The 11,891-nt window shown below is 29.0% G+C and carries 11 protein-coding genes and 1 pseudogene; all 12 read left to right on the top strand.

The genetic code is table 11. The annotated features are described in order from the left end of the window. Window positions 1-148: 148 nt before the first annotated feature. Window positions 149-811 carry a Wzz/FepE/Etk N-terminal domain-containing protein gene (locus CD127_RS10360; RefSeq protein WP_103366658.1) on the top strand — a complete coding sequence of 221 codons (663 nt, stop codon included), beginning with the start codon at window positions 149-151 and terminating at the stop codon, window positions 809-811. Window positions 812-823: 12 nt separating this feature from the next. After that, a complete protein-coding gene (locus CD127_RS10355) occupies window positions 824-1,522 on the top strand; it encodes a tyrosine-protein kinase (protein WP_103366657.1) in 699 nt (232 codons plus the stop codon). 1 nt (window position 1,523) lies between these two features. Further along, complete coding sequence (locus CD127_RS10350; protein ID WP_103366656.1) at window positions 1,524-2,291, top strand: tyrosine-protein phosphatase; 768 nt, start codon at window positions 1,524-1,526, stop codon at window positions 2,289-2,291. Between the two features lie 33 nt (window positions 2,292-2,324). Next, window positions 2,325-4,124 carry a polysaccharide biosynthesis protein gene (locus CD127_RS10345; RefSeq protein WP_103366655.1) on the top strand — a complete coding sequence of 600 codons (1,800 nt, stop codon included), beginning with the start codon at window positions 2,325-2,327 and terminating at the stop codon, window positions 4,122-4,124. A 10-nt stretch (window positions 4,125-4,134) separates the two neighbouring features. Continuing rightward, window positions 4,135-5,157, top strand: coding sequence for a nucleoside-diphosphate sugar epimerase/dehydratase (locus tag CD127_RS10340; protein ID WP_103366654.1), 1,023 nt, complete (start codon window positions 4,135-4,137; stop codon window positions 5,155-5,157). An 11-nt stretch (window positions 5,158-5,168) separates the two neighbouring features. Next, window positions 5,169-6,278: a polysaccharide biosynthesis C-terminal domain-containing protein gene (locus CD127_RS10335; RefSeq protein WP_103366653.1), complete on the top strand. Its 1,110-nt coding sequence runs from the start codon at window positions 5,169-5,171 to the stop codon at window positions 6,276-6,278. 3 nt (window positions 6,279-6,281) lie between these two features. Next, window positions 6,282-7,409: a non-hydrolyzing UDP-N-acetylglucosamine 2-epimerase gene (wecB, locus tag CD127_RS10330; protein WP_103366652.1), complete on the top strand. Its 1,128-nt coding sequence runs from the start codon at window positions 6,282-6,284 to the stop codon at window positions 7,407-7,409. Next, the gene (locus tag CD127_RS10325) at window positions 7,406-8,029 is read left to right on the top strand and encodes a CatB-related O-acetyltransferase (RefSeq protein WP_103366651.1); all 624 of its coding nucleotides are present in this window, start codon (window positions 7,406-7,408) and stop codon (window positions 8,027-8,029) included. Before wecB ends, CD127_RS10325 begins: the two co-directional genes overlap by 4 nt. 10 nt (window positions 8,030-8,039) lie before the next feature. Further along, entirely contained in the window at window positions 8,040-9,155 is a 1,116-nt protein-coding gene (locus CD127_RS10320; RefSeq protein WP_103366650.1) for a glycosyltransferase, read from the top strand. Window positions 9,156-9,171: 16 nt separating this feature from the next. Next, window positions 9,172-10,338 (top strand): O-antigen ligase family protein, encoded by a 1,167-nt coding sequence (locus CD127_RS10315; protein WP_103366649.1) that lies wholly within the window; start codon window positions 9,172-9,174, stop codon window positions 10,336-10,338. Continuing rightward, the gene (locus CD127_RS10310) at window positions 10,331-11,539 is read left to right on the top strand and encodes a polysaccharide biosynthesis protein (protein ID WP_103366648.1); all 1,209 of its coding nucleotides are present in this window, start codon (window positions 10,331-10,333) and stop codon (window positions 11,537-11,539) included. Before CD127_RS10315 ends, CD127_RS10310 begins: the two co-directional genes overlap by 8 nt. Window positions 11,540-11,546: 7 nt before the next feature. Next, window positions 11,547-11,891 (top strand): annotated as a pseudogene (locus tag CD127_RS10305) (glycosyltransferase WbuB); the annotation flags it as partial.

Below are 11,891 nucleotides of genomic sequence, written 5' to 3'. Positions count from 1 at the left end.
TTATAGCAATATATTCGATAATTAATAATTGATTAGATTTCTAAAGTAAAAATCTCAATAAAATACATAATTTATATTTTTAAATTGTGTTGTAAAAACATTTATAAAAATATAAAATTAATACCGAAATCAATCATTGGAGGTAAATATGGAAAACTCATTAGATTTATCAAAAATATTGGAGATATTAAAGAAAAATTGGTGGCTACTTATACTTTTACCTTTAATATTTCTTTTAATCACTTTAGCTATAACTTTCTTCTTATTAAAACCACAATATGAAGCAAGTACGCAAGTTTTAGTTAATCAGAGAGAAAAAAATCCTGAGATGATGGCTCAAGAAGTACAAGGAAACATTCAATTAGTTAATACATATTCTGAAATTGTTAAAAGCCCTAGAATTTTAGATGAAGTTGCTAAAAAAGATAAAAAGTTTTCAGTAAAACAAATTGAAAAGATGATGACTGTTTCTAACAAAGATCAATCACAAATTTTAGATATCGCAGTTAAATCAAAAAATAAAGCTGATGCAGAAAGAGTTGCGAATGAAGTTTCAGATGTATTTAAAGAAAGAATGCCAAAAATTATGAAAGTAGATAATGTTTCAATTTTATCTAGAGCTAATGGCACAGCAACTCAAGTTTCTCCAAATCCAATCTTGAATAGTGTAATTGCTATTTTATTAGGATTGTTTTTAGCGATTATTATTTTAATTTTAAAAGCTATCTTTGACCAAAGAATTAAAACAGAAGAAGACGTTGAAAGAGAACTAAATATACCTGTTTTAGGTTCTATTCACAAACTTAAATAAGGAGTAATTCAAATGGCTAAAAAGAATAAAGAAGTAAGAAAAAAACTAGAACATCCTTTGCATGTACACGATAAGCCTAAATCCGTTGCAAGTGAAAGATTCAGAGGAATTAGATCTAATATTATGTTTTCAGGAGCTGAAGAAACGACGAGCATTATTGTAACTTCTGAAAAACCGGCAGCAGGTAAGAGTATTGTTTCAGCAAATGTAGCAATCACCTATGCACAAGCAGGTTATAAAACGCTTATTATTGACGGAGATATGAGGAAGCCAACTCAACATTATGTTTTTGAAGTTTCAAACTATGATGGACTTTCTAATCTAATTATTGGGAAAAGTGATATCGATCAAGCAATTCGCTCAACTAGAGTCGAAAATTTAGATTTATTGACTTCTGGTCCGGTGCCGCCAAATCCATCTGAATTAATAGCTTCTGAAAAATTTGAGAAATTATTAAATATTTTATTGGATTCATATGATTTTGTTTTAATTGACACTCCGCCTGTCAATACTGTGACAGATGCGCAAGTTTTCTTACAATATGTTCGTGATTGCGTACTTGTTATTGATGCTGAACATAATAACAAAAATGAATTGAAAAAAGCTAAATCTTTAATTGAAAAAGCAGAAGGACGTATTTTAGGTGCAGTATTAAATAAAACAGAACAAGATAAGTCATCAAGTTACTATTATTATGGGGAAGATGAATAAAATGATTGATATACATAATCATATTTTGATCGATGTTGATGATGGTCCTAAAACAAAAGAAGCTGCGATAGCTTTATTAAAACAAGCAAAAAATGAAGGAGTCACAGAAATTATTGCGACTCCTCATCATTTAAGTCCTACTTTTGATAACGAATACGAAAATGTACAACAGAAACTACAACAACTTTCTGAAATGCAAGAGGTAAAAGAGTTAGGGATTAAGCTTTATCCAGGTCAAGAAATAAGAATAAGTGATCAAATATTACCACAATTAGAAAAGAATGAAGCTATTGGCTTAAATCATTCTAAGTATTTATTAATTGAATTTCCTTCTAGTGGTGTCCCACATTACACTAGTCGTCTTTTTTATGAAATACAATCTAAGGGCTATGTTCCTATTATTGCTCACCCAGAGAGAAATAAAGAAATTAGCCAAAATTTAGATGTATTATTCGAATTAATTAACGGCGGTGCGCTAAGTCAAATCACATCTGCTTCATTGGCTGGACAACACGGTAAAAAACTTCAGAAACTATCTTTACAAATGATTGAAAATAACTTGAGTCATTTTATAGCATCAGACGCGCATCATGATAAAAATAGACCATTTATAATAGAGAGTCTTTTAAAAGATAAAAAGTTGCAAAAATATGAAGAAAGCATAAATAAATTTATGAATAATGCTAGATATATAGTAAATAATGAAGATATACCTAAAATGCAACCTACTCAAGACTATAAGCAAAAGAAATTATTTGGTTTATTTTAATAAATAAGAAAAGTAAGTTAGGGGGATAGATGCGTGGATAAATTAAGCGCAAGAGAACGTCTACTTATATTAATAATAATTGACTCACTAATTGTAGCGTTTTCTGTTTTCATTTGTTACAACATTTTAGAACCTTTCTTTAAAGGATACTCACATAATATTTTAATACTTACATCTATAATTTTACTTATATCACATCACGTATTTGCATACATATTTAACTTATATCATCGTGCTTGGGAATATGCTAGTGTTAACGAATTATTACTCATTGTTGAAGCGGTAACATGCTCAATTTTAGTAACGATGATTGCAGTTCCAGTATTTACAGGTCATCCACCATTCTTTAGATTGTATTTAATCACATGGATGATGCACTTAATTCTAATTGGTGGCTCACGTATTTCGTGGAGAGTAGCACGTGGCTTTGTTGTTGGTAAAAAACAACAAAAGAAACCAACTTTAATTGTTGGAGCTGGACGAGGTGGATCATTGCTTATTCGTCAAATGCTTAGAAGTCCTGAAATGGGCTTAGAACCAGTCTTAGCTGTTGATGATGATCCTCAAAAATTAAAATTGACTATTACCGAAGGCGTAAAAGTTCAAGGGACAATAAATGATATTCCAAATTTAGTAAATAAATTTAGAATTAAAAGAATAATTATTGCTATACCTACTCTTAAACCAGAGCGTTTAAAAGAGATTAATAATATTTGTAATAGTACTGGTATTGAATTATTTAAAATGCCAAACATTGAACAAGTATTAGCAGGAGAACTTGAGGTTAATCAACTAAAAAGAGTTGAAGTTGAAGATTTACTTGGTCGTGAACCGGTAGAACTAGATATGGCGATGATTTCTAAAGAACTTACTCATAAGACGGTTATGGTTACAGGGGCAGGAGGTTCAATAGGTTCTGAAATTTGTAGACAAGTTTGTAAGTTTCAACCTGAAAGAATACTCTTACTTGGACACGGTGAAAATAGTATTTATCTTATCCATCAAGAACTAACTAATTTATATAAAGATAAAATTGAAATCATACCTATTATTGCAGATGTGCAAAATGGGGATCGTATTCAAGAAGTTATGGATAAATATAAACCATATGCAGTTTACCATGCAGCTGCACATAAACACGTACCACTTATGGAATACAATCCTATAGAAGCATTCAAAAATAATGTATTAGGAACTAGAAATGTTGCAACTGCCGCTAAAAATGTGGGAGTAAGAAAGTTTGTAATGGTTTCGACTGATAAAGCAGTTAATCCACCAAATGTAATGGGAGCTTCTAAGCGTGTAGCGGAAATGGTAGTCCAAAGTTTAAATGATGAAAATTGTGTAACAGACTTTGTAGCAGTACGTTTTGGTAACGTTTTAGGTTCTCGCGGATCAGTCATCCCATTATTTAAAAAACAAATTGCTGCAGGTGGTCCAGTAACTGTGACACATCCAGATATGACTAGATATTTTATGACTATTCCAGAAGCATCAAGATTAGTACTTCAAGCAGGAGCTTTAGCTCAAGGTGGAGAAGTATTCGTATTAGATATGGGAGAACCAGTTAAAATTGTCGATTTGGCAAGAAACTTAATAAGACTTAGTGGGAAAACTGAGGACGAAATTCCAATTAAGTTTAGTGGTATCAGACCAGGAGAAAAGATGTATGAAGAATTATTAAATGAAAACGAAATACATCCGGAACAAGTATACGAAAAAATCTATCGTGGCAAAGTTAGAGATTTCTCTAAAGAAGAAGTAGATGCGATTGTTAGTGATTTAGCGAAAGATTTTAAAAAAGAAAAAATTATTAAGATAGCTAATGAATAGGAGAGTTAATATGTTTAAAGACAAAGTACTATTAATCACTGGTGGAACAGGTTCGTTTGGGAATGCTGTTATGGAAAGATTTTTAGATACAGATATCAAAGAAATCAGAGTGTTTTCACGTGATGAAAAGAAACAAGATGATATGAGAAAGAAATACAATAATCCTAAATTAAAATTTTATTTAGGAGATGTAAGAGATTCTCATAGTGTGGAAACTGCAATGAGAGAAGTTGACTATGTTTTCCACGCTGCTGCACTTAAACAAGTACCTTCTTGTGAATTCTTTCCAATGGAAGCTGTAAAAACAAATATTATTGGTACAGAAAACGTTTTACAAAATGCTATACGTAATAATGTTAAAAAAGTAATTTGTTTATCAACAGATAAAGCTGCTTATCCTATTAATGCAATGGGAATTTCTAAATCAATGATGGAAAAAGTCTTCGTGGCTAAATCTAGAAATGTAGATAGTGAACAAACATTAATTTGTGGTACTAGATATGGTAATGTAATGGCTTCAAGAGGGTCAGTAATTCCATTGTTTATTGACAAAATTAAAGCGGGGGAACCGTTAACAGTTACTGATCCGAATATGACTAGATTCTTAATGAGTTTAGAAGAAGCAGTTGAATTAGTTGTCCATGCATTTAAACATGCTAAAACTGGTGACATTATGGTTCAAAAAGCACCAAGTTCAACTGTTGGAGACTTAGCAGAAGCACTTCTACAATTATTTGAGGCTGATAATGAAATTAAAATTATTGGAACAAGACATGGTGAGAAAAAAGCAGAAACTTTATTAACTAGAGAAGAATATGCTCAATGTGAGGATATGGGAGGTTACTTCCGTGTACCGGCAGATTCAAGAGATTTAAACTACAGTAAATACTATGAAAATGGCAGTGAAAAAATTACAGAAGCTTATGAATACAACTCAGATAATACTAATATTTTAACTGTAGAGGAAATTAAAGAAAAATTGTTATCTTTAGAATATGTAAGAACTGAATTAAATAACTATAAAAAAGGTTAGGAGAGTTTACATTGAAAATCGTTATAACAGGCTCAAATGGATTTGTAGGTAAAAACCTTAAAGAAGATTTGAAAGCAACTACGGATAATGAAATTCTTGAAGTAAATAGACAAACTAGCTCCGAAGATTTAAAAAAATACTTATTAGAAGCTGATTCAGTAGTACATTTAGCTGGAATTAATCGTCCTCAAAGAGAAGAAGAATTCAAAGAGGGTAATGTAGATTTCTTAAGTGAAGTTTTAGAAATTCTAAAAGAAAATCCTAAGAAACCAGATGTGATTTTATCGTCATCAATTCAAGCTGCTAATGATAATCCTTATGGAAATAGTAAACGACATGGCGAAGGTGTACTTGAACAATTTTCAAAAGAAAATGGAAATAAAGTTTTAATTTATCGTTTACCTAATTTATTCGGTAAATGGTGTAAACCAAATTATAACTCAGTCATCGCAACATTCTGCTATAAAATTGCTAGAGATGAAGAAATTCAAGTTAACGATGAAAATGTTGTACTGAATTTAAATTATATTGATGATGTTATAAAAGAATTTAAAAACGCTATTGAAGGTCATCCGAATATTGAAAATGGTGAACCAAAAGTTCCAAATGTTTATGAAGTGAAACTTGGAACGATTGCTAAATTATTATATCAATTCAGAAATATGGAAAATGATAAATCTCTTCCAAATATTGAAGATTCATTTGAACATGCTTTACATAGTACATATTTAAGTTACCTTCCTGAAGATAAATTTAGTTATCCTTTAAAAATGAATGTTGACAATAGAGGTTCATTCACAGAAATATTTAAAACTAAAGATAGAGGTCAAGTTTCAGTTAATATCTCTAAACCAGGTATTGTTAAAGGAAATCATTGGCATCATACAAAAAATGAAAAATTCTTAGTGGTTTCAGGTACAGGAGTTATACGTTTTAGAAAAGTTGGAGATGATAAAGTAACTGAATATCATGTCTCTGGCGATAAATTAGAAGTAGTGGATATTCCAGTTGGCTATACACATAACATTGAAAACTTAGGCGATACTGACATGGTAACAATCATGTGGGTAAACGAAATCTTTGATCCAAATAATCCAGACACATACTTTTTGGAGGTCTAAATAATGGAAAAATTAAAATTAATGACAATTGTTGGTACTAGACCAGAAATTATTAGATTATCAGCAACAATTAAAGCTTGTGACAAATATTTTAATCAAGTATTAGTACATACTGGGCAAAACTATGACTATACATTAAATCAAGTCTTCTTTGAGGATTTAGAATTGAGAGAACCAGATCATTATTTAGAAGCTGTAGGTAGTCATTTAGGTGAAACGATGGGAAATATCTTAGCTAAATCATACGAAGTATTAGCTGAAGAACAACCAGATGCATTATTAATTTTAGGTGATACAAATAGTTGTTTAGCAGCAGTGTCTGCAAAAAGACTTAAAATTCCTGTATTCCATATGGAGGCAGGTAATAGATGCTTCGACCAAAATGTATCTGAAGAAATTAATCGTAAAATTGTTGACCATGTAAGTGATGTAAACCTGCCATATACAGAACATAGCAGACGTTACTTATTAGACGAAGGTTTCCAAAAACAAAATATTTTTGTAACTGGATCACCTATGAAAGAAGTATTGGACGAATATGCTTATAAAATTGATGAGAGCGATATTTTAAATAAATTAGAACTTGAAACTCAAAATTATATTTTGGTATCAGCTCATCGTGAAGAAAATATTGATAACGAGAAAAACTTCTTATCATTAATGAATGCAATTAATGATATTGCTGAAAAATATCAAATTCCAGTTATTTATTCTACACACCCTAGAAGTTGGAAAAAAATTGAAGAAAGAAACTTTAAATTCCATCCACTAGTTAGACAATTAAAACCATTTGGTTTCTTTGATTACAATGCACTTCAAAAAAATGCATTTGTAGTTTTATCAGATAGTGGTACTTTATCTGAAGAGTCATCAATTTTAAAATTCCCAGGTGTTTTAATACGTACATCAACTGAAAGACCTGAAGTACTTGATAAAGGTACGGTCATTGTAGGTGGTATTTCATACGATAACCTTGTTCAATCTGTTGAATTAGCTAAATCTATGCAAGAAAATGATGAACCTATGATTGACGCTATTGATTATAAAGATACTAATGTATCAACTAAAGTAGTTAAAATTATTCAAAGTTATAAAGATATTATTAATCGCAATACTTGGAGAAAATCATGATTAATAAATTATTAGGTTTATTAAAATCTTCATCTTCAAAAGAAAAAAATATAAGAGTTAATAGATTAGCCTATATTAGAAATTCAACTTTTGAAGGAAATAATTATATAGATCGATTTTGTAAAATAAGAAATTCATCTATTGGGAAATATAGTTATATTGGATTTGGTAGTGACTTTAATAATGTAGATATTGGGAACTATTGCTCAATCTCTTCTGATGTAAAGATGGGCTTAGGTAAGCATCCAGTAGATTATTTCAGTAGTTCCCCGGTTTTTTATTCGAATAATAATCCTTTTGGTACTAAAGAAGCATATTTAAAATTCGATGAAAATCCTAAAAAAACAATTATTGAACATGATGTTTGGATTGGAGCTAACGTTATCATCCTTGATGGAGTAAGAATCGGAACAGGCGCTATAGTAGCCACGGGCTCCGTAGTTACAAAAGATATTGCTCCTTATGAAGTAGTAGGTGGCGTACCTGCAAAGAAAATCAAAAAAAGATTTGATGAAGATACTATTGCCCAACTACTTGAAAGTAAATGGTGGACTATGGATCCTAAAACTTTAAAAAATAAAAACTTTACTCTTAATAATTTAAAAGTTTCAAAGGAATAGGAAGAGATTAATGAAAATTTTAAATATAGTATCTAGTAATATTGTTCAAGATCCTAGAATTTTGAAACAAATGGAAACAATTAAAAATATTACCAATACTCATTTAATGGTTGGTATGAATAATAAGAATGTTACTGAAGAACGTTTGAAAAATTTAGATTTCAAATATAAACTTCTTGGAGAAAAAAGTGATAATAATTCAATATTTAGTAAATTGTTAAAGAGAATCAATTTCGCTAAAGGTGTTATTAGACAAATTAAAAGGTATAAACCTGATGTTATTCATGCCAATGATTTTGACGTATTATTAATGGTTTATCTAAGTGGTTATAAGAAGGCAAATATAGTTTTTGATGCGCATGAAATTTATGCTAAAAATGCTTTTATAAATAAATATGCACCAATTTCTAAAATAGTGGAATTAATAGAAAAGCATATTATAGCTAAAAGAGTAAATTCATTTATTACGGTGAGTCATGCAGCTAAATCTTATTATACAGATAAAGGCTATAAAAAAACGCCGTATGTTATAACTAATGCACCATTTTTAGATGAATCGATAAAATTGTCTGAAGACAATAATGTTAATGAGATTGTTTATCAAGGACAAATTGTTGCTGATCGTGGTTATGAAGAATTTGTAAAAGCATCTACAATAGATGGACAAAAAAATATAAATTATATTGTCAGAGGATTTGGTCCACTTGAAGATGAGATAAAACAATTAATCAGTGCTACTAATGCTAATGTGAGAGTAGATAAACCTGTTGAAGTTAAAGATTTAGTTAAAAAATTAAGTGAAAGTGATATTGGAGTAGTTTTAACTAAGCCAGTATCAATTAATTTTGAATATACAGTATCAAATAAAATTTTTGAATGTATACATGCAGGATTACCAGTAATTTTATCTCCAGTTAAAGAACATTACTTTTTAAATGATAAATATAACTTTGGCATCGTAATTGATGAAGTAACTCCTGAAAATATAGCTGAAGCAGTTAAGAAATTAGTAGAGAATGAAGAGCTTTATAAAAAATTAAGAAAAAATGCAATTGAAGCGTCTAAAATTCTTAATTGGCAAAATGAAAGTAAACAGTTAGTTAAAATATATAAACAGACAGTATAGCAAGAGAGGGATTAAAATGAAATACTTTATGCTATGCTCAATAATAAGCATGAATTTATTTATTGTAGTTTCAACATTATTCAAAGAAACATTTCACATACCAATTGAGCCATTATATTACCCAACGATGGTAATTATAGCAATAATTACAATATTGTATGCATTAGTAGATATAATTAAAACATTAAAAATTCCTATGGGCTTTGCCCTATTAATATTAATAGTAGTTCTTATGTTTATAGCATTTGTAATATCCCCCCATAATAATGAAAAATTATCGGAAAATAATATTAGATTTTTTGTTATGTGGTCGATACCTGCTGCTATATGTGGAGTGTATATCAAATATCTTTCTAAAAGTTTAGTAGAAAAGTTTTTTAAATGGGTATTTATCTTATTTTCATTCACATTCTTATGTGTAATTTTAATACCATATTTAATTGATAAACTTCCTGGGTACATAGATTTTGGACTAATGAATTATCAAAATGCATCTTATTTATCAGCATTTACCGTTGGGTTAGGGATATATATTATTTTAAAAGTACAAGTTAGATTTAGAATATTTTATATCGTTATGACTGCACTTACCTTACCTTCAGTTTTTATACCTGGCGGGCGCGGTGGAGCCATTCTATTAATATTGTATTTTTTAATCACTTTAATCATTTTAACTTTTAAAAGAGAATTACCTGCTATTTTTAAAATTTTAATTTATATGATAGCATCTGTAGCTGCCTTCTCTTTAATAGCATTTATTTATAAAAGTGGAGGAGATAGCAGAACGTTCTCTTATATTAAAGGTGGAAGTTTTGATGTAGGTGGTACTTCAGGTAGGGGACCAATTTATGAAATGAGTATGTATTATATATCTAGAAAACCAATGTTAGGTTATGGCCCATTTAATTATTATCATCTTATTCATAATATTCCTCATAATATGATACTAGAAATGCTATTATCATTTGGGATAATTGGGTTATTAGTTATATCATTTATTCTATTATTATTAGTAATAAACCTAATTAAAAATTATGATCCGAATTCACTAGATTTATTAGTTTTATTTATAACTATATATCCTGTTACGTTGTTAATGTTTAGTTCAAATTATTTAGTAACAAGCGAATTATGGTTTATATTATTTTACTTCATAACTAAAGGACGCCGTAAAAATGTCTAGAAAATTATTTATTATTGATACCTTAAAAACAATTGTAAGTTCTTTACTTATAGCATTAGGTTTACAATTTATTGCTTATCCTTTTATACATAGAGGGGTAGGAGATAAAGCATTTGGAGAGATATTAACAATATACACTATACTAACAATTGCTAGTGTCGTATTAGGTAATACATTAAATAACATTCGTTTGATTAATGTGGACCATTATTCACCGAATTACCATTTTTCAAAATTTTCCAAGACATTATTTACTTCAATACTAATTGAAACAGTAGTCCTTTTAGTTATATTAATTGTATTTTTTAATTTAAATATTTTGGATATTTTCATTCTATTGATTATTAACCTGTTAATGTGTTTAAGAATATATTTAAATGTATTCTTTAGAATGAAATTAGAATATAACAAAATATTATATGTAGCCATAGTCCAATTCGTTGGAATGATGATTGGACTCCTTGTGTTTTTAATTGTACATTATTGGATTATTGTATTTTTAATGAGTGAATTATTTGCAGTTGCATATACAATTTTTGCATTAAGACATCTCAAATCAGGCGATAATTCCCCAGAATCTAAGCCTATACTAAAAGATTTTATTATGCTTTTAGGCACGAATGGATTAAATAATGTTAATTTATATCTTGATCGATTAATTTTATTACCATTTATAGGAGGTAAAGCAGTTACATTAGCTTTTTTAGCTACTTTTGTAGGTAAAATGCTCGCAACATTTATGTATCCTGTAAATAATGTTCTTTTATCATACATATCTGTTAATTCTAATTGGAATAAATTTAAACAGTATATAAGCGTTAATTTATATAGTATAGTTGCCCTTATTATTGTAATGATTATTAGTTACCCTCTTACAATTTTTATTGTATCTTGGCTATATCAGACTGACCCTCAAGATTTTAAACATTTAATTATTATAGGTAACTTAGGGGTATTGATTAATGCGATAAGTATTATGATTCAAACTCTAAATACTAAGCATATTTCGATTACTAAGCAAGCTAACTATATTACTATTCATACAATTATATATATTATAGTAGCAATATTTGTAACTATCTCCTTTGGTTTAAGTGGATTTTTCTGGGCTACTTTAATTGCAAATTTAATTAAATTCTTAGTGTTAAATTTATTAGGTATCAATGGTATTAAAAAGCAAAAAGATAGTGTAGGAGTGTAATATTAAAATGAGAAAGAAAAAATTATTAATATTATGTCAGTATTTTTATCCTGAATATGTTTCATCAGCTACGCTACCAACACAAATGGCTGAAGATTTAGTAGAAAAAGGCATGCAAGTAGATGTTATTTGTGGGTGGCCATATAAGTATAGCAAAGAAAAAAACATTCAGAAAAAGGCGAACTATAAAGGTATCAATATAGAACGATTAAAATATTCTAAATTTGATAATAAATCTAAATTTGGTCGAATCTTTAATTTCTTTTCATTATTTATAATGTTTATCTTTAAAGCTCCTAAGATGATGAAATATGACGAAATATTAGTTTATTCTAACCCTCCTATTTTACCT

It is taken from the genome of Staphylococcus petrasii (assembly GCF_002902565.1).
GTDB classification, from domain to species: domain Bacteria; phylum Bacillota; class Bacilli; order Staphylococcales; family Staphylococcaceae; genus Staphylococcus; species Staphylococcus petrasii.
This window is presented reverse-complemented; position numbering and strand designations above follow the sequence as displayed.

Coding starts and splice junctions, on each gene's coding strand:
- CD127_RS10360 (WP_103366658.1), top strand. CDS start 149: ATGGAAAACTCATTAGATTTATCAAAAATATTGGAGATATTAAAGAAA.
- CD127_RS10355 (WP_103366657.1), top strand. CDS start 824: ATGGCTAAAAAGAATAAAGAAGTAAGAAAAAAACTAGAACATCCTTTG.
- CD127_RS10350 (WP_103366656.1), top strand. CDS start 1,524: ATGATTGATATACATAATCATATTTTGATCGATGTTGATGATGGTCCT.
- CD127_RS10340 (WP_103366654.1), top strand. CDS start 4,135: ATGTTTAAAGACAAAGTACTATTAATCACTGGTGGAACAGGTTCGTTT.
- wecB (WP_103366652.1), top strand. CDS start 6,282: ATGGAAAAATTAAAATTAATGACAATTGTTGGTACTAGACCAGAAATT.
- CD127_RS10325 (WP_103366651.1), top strand. CDS start 7,406: ATGATTAATAAATTATTAGGTTTATTAAAATCTTCATCTTCAAAAGAA.
- CD127_RS10320 (WP_103366650.1), top strand. CDS start 8,040: ATGAAAATTTTAAATATAGTATCTAGTAATATTGTTCAAGATCCTAGA.
- CD127_RS10315 (WP_103366649.1), top strand. CDS start 9,172: ATGAAATACTTTATGCTATGCTCAATAATAAGCATGAATTTATTTATT.
- CD127_RS10310 (WP_103366648.1), top strand. CDS start 10,331: ATGTCTAGAAAATTATTTATTATTGATACCTTAAAAACAATTGTAAGT.